Source organism: Granulicella pectinivorans, assembly GCF_900114625.1.
Classification (GTDB): domain Bacteria; phylum Acidobacteriota; class Terriglobia; order Terriglobales; family Acidobacteriaceae; genus Edaphobacter; species Edaphobacter pectinivorans.
The window spans coordinates 735,033-751,772 of the sequence record NZ_FOZL01000002.1; the positions used below are offsets into that span (position 1 = coordinate 735,033).

15 protein-coding genes are annotated in these 16,740 nt (G+C 60.4%); 9 read left to right on the top strand and 6 right to left on the bottom strand.

Annotation, left to right across the window (positions count from 1 at the left end):
• Nucleotides 1–24: 24 nt before the first annotated feature.
• Both BM400_RS20980 and BM400_RS20985 read left to right on the top strand, forming a co-directional pair.
• Nucleotides 25–1,647, top strand: coding sequence for a cytochrome c oxidase subunit I (locus BM400_RS20980; RefSeq protein ID WP_089843644.1), 1,623 nt, complete (start codon nt 25–27; stop codon nt 1,645–1,647).
• Between the two features lie 50 nt (nt 1,648–1,697).
• Nucleotides 1,698–3,722, top strand: a complete 2,025-nt coding sequence (locus tag BM400_RS20985; RefSeq protein ID WP_089843647.1) for a CocE/NonD family hydrolase — start codon at nt 1,698–1,700, stop codon at nt 3,720–3,722.
• 310 nt (nt 3,723–4,032) lie between these two features.
• Here BM400_RS20985 and BM400_RS20990 read toward each other — a convergent pair whose 3' ends face one another.
• Together BM400_RS20990 and BM400_RS20995 are read right to left on the bottom strand one after the other, a co-directional pair.
• The gene (locus tag BM400_RS20990) at nt 4,033–4,893 is read right to left on the bottom strand and encodes an NAD(+)/NADH kinase (RefSeq protein WP_089843649.1); all 861 of its coding nucleotides are present in this window, start codon (nt 4,891–4,893) and stop codon (nt 4,033–4,035) included.
• Between the two features lie 75 nt (nt 4,894–4,968).
• Nucleotides 4,969–5,742 carry a TlyA family RNA methyltransferase gene (locus tag BM400_RS20995; protein ID WP_175529182.1) on the bottom strand — a complete coding sequence of 258 codons (774 nt, stop codon included), beginning with the start codon at nt 5,740–5,742 and terminating at the stop codon, nt 4,969–4,971.
• A gap of 243 nt (nt 5,743–5,985) precedes the next feature.
• Here BM400_RS20995 and BM400_RS21000 point away from each other — a divergent pair, with 243 nt between their 5' ends.
• Both BM400_RS21000 and BM400_RS21005 read left to right on the top strand, forming a co-directional pair.
• Complete coding sequence (locus BM400_RS21000) at nt 5,986–6,534, top strand: sigma-70 family RNA polymerase sigma factor (protein WP_245782067.1); 549 nt, start codon at nt 5,986–5,988, stop codon at nt 6,532–6,534.
• Nucleotides 6,531–7,457: an anti-sigma factor gene (locus BM400_RS21005; RefSeq protein ID WP_089843654.1), complete on the top strand. Its 927-nt coding sequence runs from the start codon at nt 6,531–6,533 to the stop codon at nt 7,455–7,457. Before BM400_RS21000 ends, BM400_RS21005 begins: the two co-directional genes overlap by 4 nt.
• A 74-nt stretch (nt 7,458–7,531) precedes the next feature.
• Here BM400_RS21005 and BM400_RS21010 read toward each other — a convergent pair whose 3' ends face one another.
• Entirely contained in the window at nt 7,532–8,923 is a 1,392-nt protein-coding gene (locus BM400_RS21010) for a YncE family protein (RefSeq protein ID WP_245782068.1), read from the bottom strand.
• A 216-nt stretch (nt 8,924–9,139) separates the two neighbouring features.
• On the opposite strand from BM400_RS21010, the gene BM400_RS21015 reads away from it, so the two are divergent.
• Complete coding sequence (locus tag BM400_RS21015) at nt 9,140–9,955, top strand: DUF92 domain-containing protein (RefSeq protein ID WP_175529183.1); 816 nt, start codon at nt 9,140–9,142, stop codon at nt 9,953–9,955.
• Between the two features lie 4 nt (nt 9,956–9,959).
• Here BM400_RS21015 and BM400_RS21020 read toward each other — a convergent pair whose 3' ends face one another.
• Nucleotides 9,960–10,541, bottom strand: coding sequence for a YdcF family protein (locus tag BM400_RS21020; protein ID WP_245782069.1), 582 nt, complete (start codon nt 10,539–10,541; stop codon nt 9,960–9,962).
• A 142-nt stretch (nt 10,542–10,683) separates the two neighbouring features.
• Nucleotides 10,684–11,328, bottom strand: coding sequence for an L-threonylcarbamoyladenylate synthase (locus BM400_RS21025; protein ID WP_089843662.1), 645 nt, complete (start codon nt 11,326–11,328; stop codon nt 10,684–10,686).
• A 219-nt stretch (nt 11,329–11,547) separates the two neighbouring features.
• On the opposite strand from BM400_RS21025, the gene BM400_RS21030 reads away from it, so the two are divergent.
• The 3 genes from BM400_RS21030 to BM400_RS21040 all read left to right on the top strand — a co-directional run bounded on the left by BM400_RS21030 (nt 11,548) and on the right by BM400_RS21040 (nt 15,062).
• Nucleotides 11,548–12,351 (top strand): TrmH family RNA methyltransferase, encoded by an 804-nt coding sequence (locus BM400_RS21030; protein ID WP_245782070.1) that lies wholly within the window; start codon nt 11,548–11,550, stop codon nt 12,349–12,351.
• Nucleotides 12,348–13,688, top strand: a complete 1,341-nt coding sequence (locus BM400_RS21035; RefSeq protein ID WP_089843665.1) for a replication-associated recombination protein A — start codon at nt 12,348–12,350, stop codon at nt 13,686–13,688. The genes BM400_RS21030 and BM400_RS21035 overlap by 4 nt, the downstream gene beginning before the upstream one ends.
• Nucleotides 13,689–13,967: 279 nt before the next feature.
• Nucleotides 13,968–15,062, top strand: coding sequence for a YeiH family protein (locus BM400_RS21040; protein WP_089843667.1), 1,095 nt, complete (start codon nt 13,968–13,970; stop codon nt 15,060–15,062).
• Here the strand turns inward: BM400_RS21040 and BM400_RS21045 are convergent.
• Nucleotides 15,059–15,472 carry a cupin domain-containing protein gene (locus BM400_RS21045; protein WP_089844037.1) on the bottom strand — a complete coding sequence of 138 codons (414 nt, stop codon included), beginning with the start codon at nt 15,470–15,472 and terminating at the stop codon, nt 15,059–15,061. The genes BM400_RS21040 and BM400_RS21045 overlap by 4 nt on opposite strands.
• Nucleotides 15,473–15,567: 95 nt before the next feature.
• Here BM400_RS21045 and ychF point away from each other — a divergent pair, with 95 nt between their 5' ends.
• A complete protein-coding gene (gene ychF / locus BM400_RS21050) occupies nt 15,568–16,668 on the top strand; it encodes a redox-regulated ATPase YchF (protein ID WP_089843671.1) in 1,101 nt (366 codons plus the stop codon).
• Nucleotides 16,669–16,740 lie beyond the last annotated feature (72 nt).

Here is a 16,740-nt window from a genome sequence, read left to right on the forward strand (position 1 = left end):
TCTTGCCGAAGCAGGTGGTCTGGGATGACGACGACCACGGTGGTTCTGCCTGCGACCAAAGCCCCAAGCAACTACCTGAACGAGAGCCATGGCCTTGCGAGTTGGCTGCTGACGAAAGACCACAAGCGGATTGCGCTGTTGTACCTGATCGGCGTTACCTTTTTCTTCGGAGTTGGCGGTCTGCTTGCGTTTGCGCTACGGCTGGAGCTGTTGACGCCAGCCTCGGACCTGATGGCGCTCGATACGTACAACAAGGTCTTCACCATGCATGGCATCGTGATGGTCTTCTTTGTGCTGATCCCCGCGATTCCTGCGATCCTGGGTAACTTTCTGATCCCGCTGATGCTGGGTGCGAGGGATCTTGCGTTTCCGCGCATCAATCTGTTGAGCTGGTACTGCTATGTGATCGCTGGCATGTTGCTGCTGTATACCGTGATCGCGGGTGGCGTGGATACAGGATGGACATTTACGACGCCGCTGAGCACGCGCTTTGTGAATACGAACGTGATCTCGGCTGGGCTTGCGGCGTTTGTGGCGGGGTTCTCTTCGATCTTTACCGGACTGAACTTCATCGTGACGATCCACAGGATGCGGGCTCCAGGGCTTACGTGGTTCCGGTTGCCGCTCTTCGTCTGGGCGCACTACTCGGCTTCGATCGTGATGGTGTTGGCTACGCCGGTGGTGGCGATTGCAATTGTGCTGGTTGCGCTGGAGAGGCTGGTCGGCATTGGGGTGTTCGATCCTGCGATAGGCGGCGATCCGCTGCTGTTTCAGCATCTGTTTTGGTTTTATTCGCACCCGGCCGTGTACATCATGCTTCTGCCTTCGATGGGCGTTATCTCCGAGATCATCGCGTGCTTCACACGGAAACGTATCTTCGGGTATTCGGCGGTTGCGTTCTCCTCGGTGGCTATCGCTGTGTTCGGGTTCTTCGTATGGGAACACCATATGTTCATCATGGGTGTCAGCCAGTACTCGGCGCTGGTGTTTTCCCTGCTGACGATGCTGGTTGCAGTGCCCTCGGCGATCAAGGTCTTCAACTGGACCTCGACGCTTTACAAGGGGTCCATCAGCTTTGAGGCGCCGATGATCTATGCCTTCTGCTTCCTGGGGCTGTTCGTCATCGGGGGATGCACAGGCGTGTTTCTTGGGACGGTGGGGATGGATGTTCACCTGACCGAGACGTACTTCATCGTGGCCCACTTTCACTTCGTGATGGTGGGCTCGGTGATCATGGGATATCTGGGCGGACTGCACTTCTGGTGGCCAAAGATCACGGGACGCATGTATCCGGAGGCTCCGGCGAAGGTTGCCGCACTGCTTATTTTCGTCGGTTTCTTCTTTACCTTTGGTCCGCAGTTCATCCTGGGCTACCTGGGCATGCCGCGCCGGTATGCGGTGTATCCGCCGGAGTGGCAGGTGCTGAATATCTTCTCGACCGCTGGCGCGACGGTGATGGGATTCGGATATCTGCTGACGATGGTTTATCTTGGCTGGTCGCTCTTCTACGGACCGGTCGCCGGGGCGAATCCGTGGCGGGCGTATGGCCTGGAATGGCAGACGACATCGCCTCCACCGACGGAGAACTTCGCTCAGGTTCCCATGGTGACGCAGGAGGCGTACGACTACGCGTCGATGGACAGGTAGGCGGAAGCAGAGTGGTATAGTGAGGCCAAATCACCAGCGAACGGACCCTCATGACACCACTCTGCCGCGTAGCCCTTACCGGGCTGACTCTCACGCTCTCCTCGCTTTCCGGATTTGCGCAGAACAAGCCTGCGGATCCGACGATCGTCGGGAACGATATCCCATCCAGCTTCACTCCCCCTAGACGCATTCCGTACAAAGCGCCCGCGCCCGTCTTCGACTACGAGAAGCGCGTACTCATGATCCCGATGCGCGACGGGACGAAGCTCTACACCGTCGTGATGATTCCCAAGGGCGCGAAAAATGCCCCGATCGTCCTGACGCGCACCTGCTACAACGCCGCTGCCCGCGCCGCGGCACACCGCACGACCGCCGGGAACGCGCTTCCAGGGGTCGCCCCCGTTGCAGGACGGAGTGCCCCCGGAGTTGCGGCCCAGGCCGACTCGCCGCACCTGATCGACGAGCTCGGTTTGCCCGATGAGGTGTTCGTGAAGGACGGGTACATTCGGATCTACCAGGATGTGCGTGGCAAATATGGATCGGAGGGCGTGTACCTGATGACACCGCCTCCGGTAGGCCCTTATAACCCCTCCGGCGCGGACGATACCACGGACGCATGGGACACGATCGACTGGCTGGTGAAGAATCTTCCCGAGACCAATGGCAGGGTTGGGATGATTGGCTCGTCGTACGAGGGATTCACCGTCGTGATGGCCCTGTTGAACCCGCATCCGGCGCTGAAGGCTGCGATTCCCGAGAGCCCCATGGTGGATGGATGGATGGGCGACGACTGGTTCCACTACGGCGCATTCCGTCAGCGCATGCTGGACTACTTTGTGAGCCAGACGGCGGTGCGGGGTGCGGGGCCACACGTTCCTCACGATCATCACGACGACTACGCGAACTTCCTGGAGGCAGGATCCGCAGGGAACTTTGCGCGGTCGCTCGGCGAGGATCAGCTTCCCTACTGGAAGACTGTCGAGGCGCATCCGGCTTACGATGGGTTCTGGCAGTCGCAGGCGCTCGACAAGCTGGTCTCCGCCAAGCCGCTCACGGTCCCGACTATGTGGCTGCAGGGGCTGTGGGACCAGGAAGACATGTACGGTGCAAACCATGCCTACACTCTATGGGAGGCGAAGGACACCAACAACGATAAGAACTTCCTCGTGATGGGCCCGTGGTTCCACTCGCAGATCAATCGTGAAGGCCATGTGATGGGCCCCTTCACCTGGGATGGCGATACGACCGAGTATGTCCGCGAAGAGATCTTCATGCCCTTCTTCAACCAGTATCTCGTCGAAGGCGCGCCCAAGGCGAATACGCCACCTGTCTTGATCTATAACACAGGCGAGAACCGTTGGGATAAGCTGCCCAAGTGGCCTCTGAGCTGCGACAAAGGATGCGGCAGCACGTCAAGGCCGCTGTACCTGCATGCAGATGGGAAGCTCTCCTACGAGACGCATACCGGCGGCGGAGCGAAGTTTGCGGAGTACGTCTCCGACCCGGCGAAGCCGATTCCCTTTCTGCCGCGTACCGGGGACGTCGGGACATGGCAGACGTGGCTGGTGCAGGATCAGCGTTTTGTCGACAACCGTCCGGATGTGCTGACGTATGTCTCCGAGCCTGTGACCACTGCGACGCGGGTGAGCGGTGTGCCAGAGGTGAACCTGTATGCCTCGACCAGTGGGACGGATTCGGACTGGATCGTGAAGGTGATCGATGTGTATCCGGATGATGCCACCGGTCCTACGACGATGGCCGGATACGAGCTTCCGATTGCACTGGATATCTTCCGCGGGCGGTATCGCAAGAGCTTCGAGTACCCCGAGGCGATGAAGCCAAATGAGCCGGAGCTGGTGAAGTTCGATCTGCCGAACGTGAACCACGTCTTCCAGCCCGGGCACCGCATCATGGTGCAGGTGCAATCGACGCTGTTCCCGCTGTATGACCGCAACCCGCAAACCTTTGTGCCGAACATCTTCGATGCGAAGCCGGCGGACTACCAGAAGGCAACGCAGCGCATCTGGGACATGCCCGGTAAAGCCAGCTTCATCAACCTGCCGATCGTCCCATAAATAACCGGCCTGGATGGGAGCGATGTCCGCTCTCATCCAGGCCCTTCCACTTTCAGACACAATCCAGGCCGAAATTCGGCGTAATCACCACCAAAGTTTGGCGCGCCAATTGCTTCTCTTCTCCCAGACACCTGCCAGGAGCCCACATGCTCACGTTCAGCCAAGACCTCCGCCTGGCCGTCTGGAGACGGATACAAAACCAAATCACCGGCCAGCCTCCGTACCCGATGCAGACTCTGCGATCGGAATAGACGGGATGAGTTGAACGAAAAATTTACCGCGAAAGCAGACTGTCACCACAAAGACCAGCTTAGCGCTCGCCCCACTTCAGCTTTTGGCGAAGCACGTTGAACAGGCCGTTCTGATGGAGGCGCAGAAGGCGCACGCTGTATTGCGACTTGCAGCAGTGCACCGTATCGCCGAGGTTCAGGTCGACCGCCTCCTGACCATCCGCAGTCAGCATCGTCTGGTTGGGCACACCTTCGATGTGGATCGCCACGTTCACGCTACCAGGCACCACGATGGGGCGCAGCGTGAGGAGATGGGGGCAGATAGGGTTGATGACCATCGCGTCGACTGAAGGCATCATGATCGGCCCATTCGCAGCGAGGTTGTAGGCCGTGGAACCAGTCGGGGTGGAGATGATGACGCCATCCGCACGAAAGGTCGCGACGAGCTGACCGTCGATTTCGACCGTAAAGTCGCCCATGCGGGCGATGGTGGCCTTGGAGACGACAACGTCGTTGAGGGTCTCCCACTGGCGGATGACCTTGCCGTCGCGGATAAGGCGGGCACACATCATGGCCCGCGTGTCAATCGGTGCGGTCCCCGCGATCCAGGCCTCGAGCGTGTTGTAGAGGTCGGCCTTGGGTATCTCGGTCAAGAAGCCGAGCGAGCCGAGGTTGACGGAGAGGATCGGCGTCTCGCGGTGGGCAAACGCGCGTGCCGCGGAGAGCAGCGTTCCGTCGCCGCCGAGTACGATGACGAGATTCGGTTTGAACTGCGGAAGATCGGCGCGTGGGCAACCCTCTTCTTCGGCACCGATGTAGACCGAGCTCTCTGTATCGAGAATCGCCTGGTATTGGCGCTCCCTCAGCCAGCCGACCAGCTCGGGAATGATGGTGGCAAGCTCAGGCTTCTGGGGCTTCGAGATGATCGCGGCCAGGGGCATTGGTGTTAGTGTACCGGCTTCTGAAGGGCAGTTCTAAGTTGTCCGTTCCAAGTCATCCGTTTTAAAACCTGGAACCTATACCTTCGGACTGTTTTCGCCGAATTTAGCGTAAAGCAGGTATTCATGATTGCCCTCCATGCCGTGGATGGGCGAATCGATGATGGCAGTGTGATGGCCTCCGTTGGCGAGCACGCAATCATGCACACGGTCGATCGCGAACTGCCTGGCCTCCTGCGAGCGGACGATGCCACCCTTGCCGATCGCTTCTCGGCCTGCCTCGAACTGGGGTTTGACCAGGAGCACCGCGGTGCCCGTCCACGTAATGTCCTCAGGAGCGGCGGCCTTGAGAACCGCAGGAAGAACCAGCGTTGCGGAGATGAAGGAGACATCCATCGCAAGGAACGTGGCTCCGTTAGCCTCTGCGACGAGCTCACCCGACGCGAGCAGACGGGCGTTGCAACGCTCACGCAGGCTGACGCGGGCGTCGTCACGGAGCTTCTGTGCGATCTGGCCGTAGCCGGTGTCGACCGCGAGGACGGAGGCTGCACCATGCTGGAGCATGCAATCCGTAAAGCCGCCGGTAGAGGCTCCGATGTCGAGGCATGCGATGCCGGTAAGGTCGATCGCCCAGTGTTTCAGGGCAGCTTCGAGCTTCAGGCCGCCCCGGCTGACGTAGCGCATGTCCGAGCCAAGCAGGCGTACCTCGGCCTCGGAGTCAACCGGAGTACCGGGTTTGTCGATCTTCTGCTCCCCTACGAGAACGCGACCGGCGAGGATCAGGGCCTGCGCTCTCTCGCGCGAGGCAGCCAGCGCGCGGTCCACTACGAGTTTGTCCAGGCGAATCTTCATCTGGATCAGCATCTCACGAAGTTGATCGGCAAGAACTTTGTGAGGTGATCGAAGGCGATGCTTTTCCCCTCGACAATCGTGGATCGAAATAACGTACACTGGCGTTCTTAGCCGAGGCTATCGCTGTTCGCATCACCTGCGCAGGGCATCAAAGGGTTGTTGATGCGGTGAGAAGAGCAAAGAAACCTCCAGATTTGCAATCTGATCTACCAGGGTGCGCGTTTCATGTATAGAGAGACGGGAATGCAGGGTTTGCCGGACGCCTCGACGAGGGATGATGCCTCGCTTCTGGCGCTTGTGCAACGCGGCGACGAACAGGCGATGGCATCGCTGTTCGACCGTTACTCGAAGGTCGTTTACTCGGTCGCACTGCGTGTGCTGCGCGACCCCGCTTCGGCCGAAGACATCCTTCAGGAAATCTTTATGCAGGTTTGGAGACATCCCGAGAGCTTTATCGCAACCAGGGGCAGCCTGGGCGGATGGCTGGCGGTAGTCTCCAGAAATCGGTCAATCGATCAGCTCCGGCGTAAGAAGCCGACCGATTCGGTGGATGACGTGGCCCTTGCCTCACCATACAATCTTGCCGACGAAGCCGAGCGCAACAATATGATGGAACGAGCGCGAGCCGTAATCCATCTTCTGCCAAAAGAGCAGCGCAAGACCTTGGAGATGGCGTTCTTCGATGGTTTAACTCACTCGGAGATCGCCGAGATGACCGGAGATCCGCTAGGAACCGTCAAGACCAGAATCCGCAGCGCGCTGCTGTCGCTGAGAAAGGCCTTCCAAGCATGAGCAACTCGCGACATATCGAACCGGAAGACCTTCTTCTCTACGCCATGCAGTTGCTGAGCGCTGACGAGGCTGCGAACGTCGAGCTTCATCTGAAGCACAGTCCTCAGCTTCGGGAAGAGTTGGCAAAGCTGCAGGGAGACCTGGCGACCTACGCTTATACCGCGGAGATGCATTCGCCGCCAGCAATGGCCCGTACCCGTTTCATCAAGCGCGTGAGCCGCGAGCGAAAGCCCGTGCCGATGCTTCGGCCTATCGTGCCCCCGCTGCAACTGCCACAGGCCGCTCAGCAGGCTGCGCAGGTAGCCTCAGACTCCGCTGGCGATACCACGGCATCCATTGGCGCGTACCAGCGCTCCAGCGGAGGAGCTCAGCTCTTCTCCTTTGAAAAAGAAGTCGAAAAGCGAAGCCTGATGTCGCGCGTAGTGCCCTGGGTCGGCTGGGCCGCCGCGGCTGCGCTCGCCGTCTCCACGATGCAGCTTTACCGCCAGGGCGAAGACCTGAAGAGCGAAATTGCTCTCGACAAGTCGCAGATCGACCAAGTGAGTGCGGAAGCCGCGTCGGATCGCGCCCTCAGAGATGCATTGAACGACCAGGGCGCGATGAAGGTTGCTCTGCGCAAGCCTCTTGCCCCAGTGACACCTACGGGCCGCACAACGTATTCGGCGGAACGCGGCGTACTGATCTTTACCGCGACCGGTCTCGATCCGATCGATACCTTCAAAGTCTACGAGCTTTGGATCATCCCGACCAACGGAGGCGCTCCAATCCCAGCCGGCACCTTCCACCCGGACGCCCAGGGTTACGCCAACTTTGCATTGACCAATTTGCCTAAGGGAATCGAAGCCAAGGCCTTCGGCATCACCATCGAGAACCAGGGCGGTGCAAAGACTCCAACCATGCCAATCCTGATGCTTGGCTCCTAAACAAAAACTCCGCAACAACCAGAAAGCCCTGCCGAATGATTCCGGCAGGGCTTTCTAGTCTGTCTTGACTTTATTTACGGCAGCGTCGTCCGAACCATCACGCCCTTGCCCTGCAGATCGACCGAGGTCGACACGGCATCGATATCGGTACGGATGATGGTCATCGTGTTGTTGTCCTTCGACGTGACGTAGACCTTACCCGTCGGCGTGCCGTTGGTCAAAGCCATGAAGCTCGGGTGGCCCGTGACGGGAATCGTAGCAGTCACGGTGTTCGTTGTCAGATTGACAACCGACACCGAGCATCCGGTCGAGACGCCTGCTACCGGCACCGTGGCACAAGGCAGGCTCGGATCGCCGGCATTGGCCACATAGGCCCGGGTTCCGTCAGCCAGGACAGCGACCACGATGGGATTGACACCCACTGGAACATTCGCCAGCACCGTGCCGAAACCGGCAGCGTCCACAGGGTTGGTGGCATCGCAGTTTGGGTTCGTCACCGTCGCGGAGGCGTTGCAAAGAGGGATGCTGATGATGGAAACGGAGCCGTTGTTGGTGCCGCTCCCCTGGTTCGCAACCACCATCTCCGAGCGGGTCGTGGCGAAGTCAGCCCAAACCGGCGCGGTCCCGACGGCGATGGTTCCCGTACCTGTGCTACCCGTAAAGTTATCGAGCGTGTTGGTCTGCGCGTTGATGACCGAGACAGTATTGCTGCCCTTGTTCATGATGTAGGCGCGCTTGAAGTCGGAGGTCATGATGCCATAGACGGGGTTGACGCCTACCGGAACCGTCGTCGTGATGGTCTGGGAAGGGACATCGATAGCCGAAGCCGTGCCAGGCGAGGTGCCGTTGCCCTGACTGAGCGCGTACAGACGCTGAGCAGAAGCGTATCCCACGACATAGACCGGATTGGTCGCCACACCCAGTCCGAGCTCCTGCTTGAGGGCCGGTGGCGTACCGGTAAACTGACCGATCGCATTCCGCCCTGGCTCCGTGATATAGACGGAGGATCCCTGTGGGAAGATGCTGACGGGATTCGCTCCCGGGAGCAGGGTGCTGACCAGAACGCCACTCGCGAGTAGGCTGTTCGAAATGTCGAATGAGCTGATGGACGAATCACCGTTGATCACATAGCCATTGAAGCCCTGCGCATCGACATTGAAGTACTGGGGATTCTTGCCCACGGGCACGGTGATCAAGACCGTGTCGCCGGAGAAGTCGACGATGGTCGCCAGACCGGGCGTGCTTGTGCCCGTGCTCGAGATGGCGACAGCGTACTTCTGCGGTTGTCCAGCCGGACCGACGGGGTTGATCGCCGTAATCACAGGCCGGTACGTATTGCCGCAACCTGCCACGGCGAAGACGGCAGCGGCTACCAGAGCCGCGGCGGAGCTGCGAAAGAGGTGCGTGCGGCGGCGGGAACCAGACGCCGGTGCGGAGGTGCTGCGGGCTATGCTGCGAACTGACATGCTGACTGGCTGCAAAACTGCTCCCACGGTGAATCCAATTTTGGGGTTCTTGTTACGAACGCGCTTCGGTATGCTCAAGGTTCGATTGTAAATCACCATCAGGAGGGATACCCGGCTGTGCACAAGGAATCGAGAGACGCGGAGTACTCCGGAGGCGGTGGCCCCGAGCGACAGCGCGTTATCTCCGCGGCTTGGGACCGTAGACAGTCGTTCTTGATGACGCTGGGAATGGGGCTGCTTCTCACGGCTTTTATTGGACTCCGTTTCTTCACGCTCGTTGGCATCCAAAGGCCACCTGTCTGGTTTTTTTGGGCTCTGGCCTTCAGTACGGCTTTTTCGCTGCTTGTCTGGAGGCTTCGTTCGGCGACTCCGGCGGCGGCGGCGCTCGGCGGCGTGCTCTGCCTTAACCTACTTTCGCGGCAGTATTACGAGGTTTCGTGGACACGGACGGCCTTCCCTGAGCTGGCGCTGCTCTTTTTCCTTACCTTTGCCGCTACCCGCTACGGACGCCTGCATAAGGAAGCGAAAGGCCTGACCGACCGGCGCGGACGGAGTGGCCGGCAGGTTTCGCAGGTGATGGCAAACCTCGGGGTTGCCGGTTTCTTTGCGATGCAGCACGAAACCGGATTCTTCGCCGCGGGTTTGGCCGCACTCGCCGAAGCGACCGCCGACACGGTTTCCTCCGAGCTGGGGCAGGTCTTCGGTGGCCGCACAATTCTGATAACGAGTGGGAAATCTGTCCCACCGGGCACGAATGGTGCCGTCAGCATGGCCGGAACGCTCTGCGGGGTGCTTGCCGCGGCGCTGATCGCTGGGCTGGCAACCGCGCTCGGGGCTATCGATGCTCGCGTGGCCGTGCTCGTCTTCGTCTGCGGGGTCTCGGGACTACTCTTCGACAGCCTGCTGGGCGCGACGGTAGAGCGCTGGGGCTGGATCGGGAACGATCTGGTCAACTTCGCCTCGACCTGCCTTGCCGCCTACCTGATGATCAGATTCTTCCACATCCTCGAGCCTCCGCAGGCATTCTGGTAGGCAGCTAGTTGGCCTTGCCCGCCAGCCAGAGCCTCAACCAACTTGCGTGCAGATGCATTCTCAGGCTGGTGTAGCTCACCATCTCGTGAAAATACCTTCGCGAGAGATCCTGGTCGGAGATATTGCCATAGAGAGGCCGCGGGGAGGTATAGACGTCGAGCCCCTGCTCCTCACAGAGATAGCGGATGCGGAAGAGGTGTGTCCCATCCGACACCACCACAAGCCGCTGCAGGCCGTTCGCCCGGGCGATGACGGCGAGACGGGCCACCTGCTGTTCCGTATCGAAGGATCTCGTTTCGGCGATGATCTTGTCGTAGGGGACCCCGTTGGCCAGCAGATAATCCCGCGCCACGCCCCCTTCCGACCGCCCCGAATCCTTATCGCCGCCGCCGCCCAGCGTGATGATGACCGGCGCAATCTGCTTGTTGTAGAGGCTGACCGCGTGGTCCAGCCGTGCATGCAGCACTGGGGAGGGCCGTCCGGAATACTCCGCGGCTCCGAAGACGACAATCGCATCCGCAGCGCGCGCCTGATCCTCGGTGGCCGTCTTGTGAATCTCGGCGATGAGCCAAGCCCCCCAACCCAACGCAACGAGGAGAGCGAGTCCGAATACACGCCGGAAGAGCCCCCTGCCGGGAGATCTGGGCGCTGGCGGACGTTGATAGGGCGGCGGACTCATGCGTACTGTTCTTTTTGATGCCTTTCCGGCCAAAACCGATGCGAAGCCATTATCGCTGTAGCGTCAGGGCAATCTCATGGGTTGGAATGGCACCCTCGCGCAGAATCATCCATGAAGAGCCTCCGCCCGAGAGATCGACAATGGTGGTCGGCACGGCGCGGGCAGTTGGTCCCCCATCGACGATAAGATCGAGGCGGTCGCCGATCTGGTCGCGGACACAATTGGCATAGGTGCATTCTGGATGCCCATGGAGATTGGCCGAGGTTGCTGTAATGGGGAGACCAAGCCGCTCTACAACTGCGCGGGCAATTGCCGCCTCCGGGACACGCAGCGCTACGTTGCCGGTATTCGCCGTGACTCGCAACGGAAGCTTGGAGCCGGCCTTCACGATCAAGGTAAGGGGTCCCGGCCAGAACTTCTCCGCGAGCCGGTCGAAGGCCGAATCCAGCCCGCGCGCCAGTTCGTTCGCCTGCGTCACGTCCGCGATCAGAAGAGACAGCGGCTTGTGCCTCGCTCTGGACTTGAGCTCATAGATTCGGTCCACCGCACGCAGGTTAACCGGATCCACCGCTAGACCGTAGAAGGTATCGGTAGGTAGCGCGACCAGTTGGCCCGCGTTCAGCGCACGCACCACACTGTCAATATGTTCCGCTTCAGGTTCGTCGGGGTGGATACGAAGGGTCTCGGCCGTCAAATCACGCTCCTGGCTACGTCAATTCCGAACCTTAGCATACCCCTTCCATGACTGTTGTCCTGCCGGACGTTCCGGCAGCTCGCGGCGCGGTCGTTTCGTCCCGGATAGACCGCTCGCGGTCGTGCGAAATCGTGATGTTCTGCCGTTGATCGTCGTCTCATTCCAACTGGGGATTCAGGGGAAAGGATGACGACGCATGAGAACGCGTATCCTTTAAAGATGAGAGAATCCGCCGCGATGCCGGACTTCGTCGTTACCAGCCGAGCCAACGCGCGGGTAAAGCAGCTACGGGCAGCAACCTCCGGGAACGCACGCCTGAGCGGTGGTCTGATCGCCATCGAGGGCGAGACGTTGGTCCACGAGGCGCTCCGCTCGGGCCTTTTACTCAAAACCGTCTTCGTCTCCGAGCGCCGGGTAGTCCCGCGCGGACTGCCGGCTGGCGTAGAGGTCCTCCGTTGCTCGAACGAGGTGCTGCAGAGCGCCGTCGAGACGCAGTCGCCGCAGGGCATTGCCGCGCTTGTGTTGCCCAAGCAGTGGGATCTCGCCGAAGCCCTGCGGGGTGAGCCTTTGCTGCTGGTCGCGGTTGGCCTGCAGGATCCAGGTAACCTGGGGACCCTGATCCGCTCCGCCGAGGCCTTTGGCGCGACCGGCGTTCTCACCACGCTGGGCACGGTGAACGCCTGGAACCAGAAGGCACTTCGCGCCTCGGCCGGATCCGTCTTCCGCATGCCCGTCGTGGCGGTGACGGAGGCTGAGCTCGTGGGGCTGAAGGCGCGCGGGATTCGTCTTTTTGCCGCGGTCGCCGCAGGAGAGAATGTGGTTGCCGCCGGAGCCGCCGACTTTACCCAGGACTGCGCGCTGCTGATTGGGAATGAAGGCGCCGGCCTTGGGCAGAAGTTCATCGATCTGGCTGACGCGCTTATCACGATCCCCTGCCCCGGTCCGGTCGAGAGCCTGAACGCCGCCATTGCCGGGTCGCTGCTGCTCTATGAGGCCAGCCGCCAGCGCGGAGTTTCGGAATGAGTCTGTTCGACGTCTCTCCCCTGGCCGCCGCGAGCACCCGTAAGGTTCCGCTGGCGGAGCGCATGCGTCCACGCACGCTCGATGAGTATGTTGGCCAGGACCATCTTCTCGGGCCGGGCAAGCCGCTGCGTCTTGCCATTGAGCATGACGACTCCACGTCGATGATCTTCTGGGGGCCTCCGGGCACCGGAAAGACGACGCTCGCGAAGATCATCGCGCAGCGGACGGAGGCGAGCTTTATCGAGTTTTCGGCTGTGCTCTCCGGCATCAAAGAGATCAAACAGGTGATGGTCGAGGCGGAAAAGGCCGCAGGTTTCGGCTCGCGCACCATTCTATTTGTCGACGAGATCCATCGTTTCAACAAGGCACAGCAGGACGCGTTTCTTCCCTATGTCGAACGCGGGACGATTCGCCTGATCGGGGCGACGACCGAGAACCCTTCGTTCGAGATCAACGCCGCACTTCTGTCGCGCTGCCGTGTCTATACGCTGCAGGGACTTACCGAAGCGCAGGTTATCGGTCTGCTGGAGCGTGCCTTGCGCGATAGCGAGCGCGGTCTCGGGGCGCAGCATATCGAGACAGACGACGAGGCTCTTGCGACCATCGCCGCCTTTACCAGCGGAGACGCTCGCAACGCGCTGAACGCGCTGGAAGTTGCCGTCTCGCTCGCCACCGGGCGCGGCGAAACAATCCTGACCAAGGCGCTTGCGTCGGAGGCGATGCAGAGGCGCGTGCTGCTCTACGACAAAAAGGGCGAGCAGCACTACGACATCATCTCCGCACTGCATAAAAGCGTGCGCAACTCCGACGCTGACGCGGCGCTCTATTGGCTGGGACGCATGCTGGAGGCCGGCGAAGACCCCATGTACGTGGCTCGGCGCGTGGTTCGGATGGCTGTCGAGGATATTGGACTGGCTGCTCCGGAGGCATTGAATCTCTGTCTGAGCGCTCGTGACGCGATGCATTTTCTGGGACAGCCTGAGGGCGGCCTGGCGTTGGCGCAGGCTGTGGTCTATCTCGCACTCGCGCCCAAATCAAACGCAGTTTATACCGCATACGCAGCCGTGCAGGCAGATATCCAGAACACCTCCGCCGACCCGGTTCCGCTGCATCTGCGCAACGCTCCCACGAAGCTGATGAAGTCGCTCGACTACGGTAAGGACTATCAGTATGCTCACGATGTCGAGGGCAGAGTCGCCGCGATGGACTGCCTGCCGGCAAACCTGGCGAACCGCCGCTATTACACCCCGACCGACCAAGGACGTGAAAAACAGCTTGGCGCCCGCATGGAAGAGATCCGCCGCATCAAAAGCGAAAAGCTGCGCCCCGAAAATTAATATTGGGCACCCCGGACTCGTGGTACATCTTAGAAACCCATGCAGAACCCGCTCCACCCCTCCTCCGCGCCCTGTATGCTGCTCTTTTGTTGTTGCTGATCCCGCCCCGCATCCTTCTCCTCTTCTGCATTTTTCTTTCTCTCCCAAGGAGCATCCATGGCACCCGCCACGAAGAAGTTCGCCCTTTCGACCGACCTCTGGGCAGTCGTCCTCTCTCTCTTCCTCGCGCTGCTCGTCGGCACCCACATCATCAAGACCGTAGCCTGGTAAGGAGACCCCATGAGCGAAAACAGCCCACTCCGCCTCCTTCCCGGCATCGCCCTGCTCTTCGTCGTCGGCTACGCCGGCAAGTTCATTGAACAGTCCATCGCACGCTATGGCAAGGCGCACCATCTTGTGTTGCCGAACATTGAGTACGTCCTCTGGGCCATCCTCATCGGCGTACTCATCGCGAACACCGTCGGCCTCCCGCGCATCTTCAAAGCCGGCGTGGCCACCTATGAGTTCTGGCTCAAAGCCGGCATTATCCTGCTCGGCGCGCGCTTTATCCTCGGCGACATCCTCAAGCTCTCCGGCATCTCGTTCGTGCTGATCGTGATCGAGCTTGCGATGGCGCTGACGTTCATGACCTACCTGGGCCGCATCTTCAAACTTCGCCCCAAGCTCATCTCTCTGCTGGCCGTGGGTTCAAGCGTCTGCGGCGTCTCCGCCATCATTGCGACGCAGGGCGCGATCGAGGCTGACGAAGAAGACTCCTCCATCGCCATCGCCGCCATCCTTGCTCTCGGAGCCATCTCGCTCGTCTTCTTCCCGCTCATCGGACACGCCCTCCACATGTCCGACCACGCCTACGGCCTGTGGACCGGTCTGGCCGTGGATAACACCGCAGAGGCCACCGCAGCCGGAGCGCTCTACTCAGACGCCGCCGGCAAGTACGCCGTCCTCGCCAAGACGTGCCGCAACGCCTGCATCGGTTTCGTGGTGCTGGGCTATGCGCTCTACTGGGCACGCAAGGGACAGGCCGCCGCAATCGAGCATAAGGGGGCTTTTCTATGGAAGAAATTTCCGAAGTTTGTGCTTGGATTCCTCTTTATTTCGCTGCTGGCGACCCTCGGTACGCTCAATCCAAAGCTCTTTCCTAGCCTCGCGCCCTTCATCCACTACGGCTTCGACCGCGCGCAGATCCTGGCGCTCGGCAATCTGAGCCGGTGGGCTTTCCTACTTACGTTTGCGGGCGTGGGTTTGAGCACGAGCTTCAAGGGACTGCTGAAGCAAGGGTTCAAGCCCTTTGCCGTGGGGGCCATTGGCGAAATTGCCATTGCGGCGATTACGCTGGTGCTGGTCCTCGCCGCCGACCACTACTATCACCTCTAATAGCCCTTGATGAAGCTCTGCGCGGTGCCGTCCGCGGAATCGACAAAGACCACATCGGTTGGCTGGCGGCGCGGTGTATCCATGGCGAGAAAGATCACCGGCTCCTCCGTCATCTCGGGCATGGCGTGGACTGTGTTGCGCTTGAACTTCAGGAGAATTCCCGGCTCGAAGGGCACCACGTTCGATGGCTCGCCAATCCACATCGTTCCTCGCCCCGAGAGCACGAACAGATGCTCGTCGCAGTGCTGGTGATAGTGCGCCGGCGTCGGCGTATAGACGCGAAAGACGCGCGCACTGACCTCCGGCTCATCGGACAGGTATTTGTCCAGCAGCATCGTCTCCGCGGTTTCAGGAAACGACCGCGCAATCTCGTTGATATCGAACCGTCCCGACCCTGTTGTGTCCGCCATGCGGCTCATCATAACAAGAGGGCATAATAAAGAGAGCGTTCCTGAGCGCGCATGACGCGCCACGCACCCAAGTTTAGGAAGAAAGAAGAACCAGAATGCCTTTGAACTGCGGAATCGTTGGCCTGCCCAACGTCGGAAAAAGCACTATCTTCAACGCACTGACCTCAGCCAAGGCCCAGGCCGCGAACTACCCCTTCTGCACCATTGACCCCAACACCGGCGTCGTCACCGTGCCGGATCCGCGCCTCGACAAGATCACCGCGTTCGTTAAGCCGAATCGCACCATTCCGACGACGATGGAGTTCATCGACATCGCCGGCCTCGTCGAGGGCGCGAGCAAGGGCGAAGGGCTGGGGAATCAGTTCCTGGGGCACATCCGGTCGACCGATGCTGTCTGCCACGTTGTGCGCTGCTTTGCCGACCCGGAGGTGATTCACGTCGCGGGTGGCGTGAACCCCCTGCACGATATCGACATCATCAACACGGAGCTTCTGCTGGCAGATCTCGACTCGGTCGAGAAGCGCTACGGACGCATTGAAAAACAGCTCAAGGGCACCTCTGCGGAGCACAAGGTGAGGACCGAAGGGTCCGCGCTCGAGAAGCTTCTGGAGGCCCTGCGCGATGGGCGTCCGGCGCGTACCGTAGAACTGACCGAAGAAGAGAAGCCCTTCATGCGCGATCTGCACCTGATCACCATGAAGCCTGTCCTTTATGTCGCGAATGTCGACGAGGATGGCCTCACGGGGCATAATCCGTGGGTGGATGCCGTCGAAGGCCGCGCGAAAGAAGACGGTAGCCAGGTCGTCCGCATTTGCGGCTCGATGGAGTCGGAGATTGCGCAGCTTGAGCCCTCTGAGCGGGCCGAGTTCCTGGAAGGCATGGGACTGGAGGAACCGGGACTCAACCGGCTGATTCACTCCGCTTACCGGTTGCTGGATCTCATCACCTACTTCACGGCCGGTGTGCAGGAGGTTCGTGCGTGGACGATCCGTCGCGGAACCAAGGGTCCGGGAGCGGCGGGTGTGATTCACTCGGACTTCGAGAAGGGCTTCATCAAGGCCGACTGCTACCACTGCGACGATCTCTTCAAGTATGGCAGCGAGCAGGCCGTGAAGGAGAAGGGGCTGCTGCGGTCGGAAGGCAAGGAGTACATCGTCAAGGACGGCGATATCCTCTTCTTCAAGTTCAACGTTTAAATATCCGAAGTGACGGGATCGAGCTTCGTGGTGGGCTCTCCTGCTGGTCGGCAATGAGACTTGTTCTCGACC

Excerpts from the sequence above, each read along its gene's own strand:
- BM400_RS20980 (WP_089843644.1), top strand. The coding sequence starts at position 25 with ATGACGACGACCACGGTGGTTCTGCCTGCGACCAAAGCCCCAAGCAAC.
- BM400_RS20985 (WP_089843647.1), top strand. The coding sequence starts at position 1,698 with ATGACACCACTCTGCCGCGTAGCCCTTACCGGGCTGACTCTCACGCTC.
- BM400_RS20990 (WP_089843649.1), bottom strand. The coding sequence starts at position 4,893 with ATGCCCCTGGCCGCGATCATCTCGAAGCCCCAGAAGCCTGAGCTTGCC.
- BM400_RS20995 (WP_175529182.1), bottom strand. The coding sequence starts at position 5,742 with ATGAAGATTCGCCTGGACAAACTCGTAGTGGACCGCGCGCTGGCTGCC.
- BM400_RS21000 (WP_245782067.1), top strand. The coding sequence starts at position 5,986 with ATGCAGGGTTTGCCGGACGCCTCGACGAGGGATGATGCCTCGCTTCTG.
- BM400_RS21005 (WP_089843654.1), top strand. The coding sequence starts at position 6,531 with ATGAGCAACTCGCGACATATCGAACCGGAAGACCTTCTTCTCTACGCC.
- BM400_RS21010 (WP_245782068.1), bottom strand. The coding sequence starts at position 8,923 with ATGTCAGTTCGCAGCATAGCCCGCAGCACCTCCGCACCGGCGTCTGGT.
- BM400_RS21015 (WP_175529183.1), top strand. The coding sequence starts at position 9,140 with ATGACGCTGGGAATGGGGCTGCTTCTCACGGCTTTTATTGGACTCCGT.
- BM400_RS21030 (WP_245782070.1), top strand. The coding sequence starts at position 11,548 with ATGAGAGAATCCGCCGCGATGCCGGACTTCGTCGTTACCAGCCGAGCC.
- BM400_RS21035 (WP_089843665.1), top strand. The coding sequence starts at position 12,348 with ATGAGTCTGTTCGACGTCTCTCCCCTGGCCGCCGCGAGCACCCGTAAG.
- BM400_RS21040 (WP_089843667.1), top strand. The coding sequence starts at position 13,968 with ATGAGCGAAAACAGCCCACTCCGCCTCCTTCCCGGCATCGCCCTGCTC.
- BM400_RS21045 (WP_089844037.1), bottom strand. The coding sequence starts at position 15,472 with ATGGCGGACACAACAGGGTCGGGACGGTTCGATATCAACGAGATTGCG.
- ychF (WP_089843671.1), top strand. The coding sequence starts at position 15,568 with ATGCCTTTGAACTGCGGAATCGTTGGCCTGCCCAACGTCGGAAAAAGC.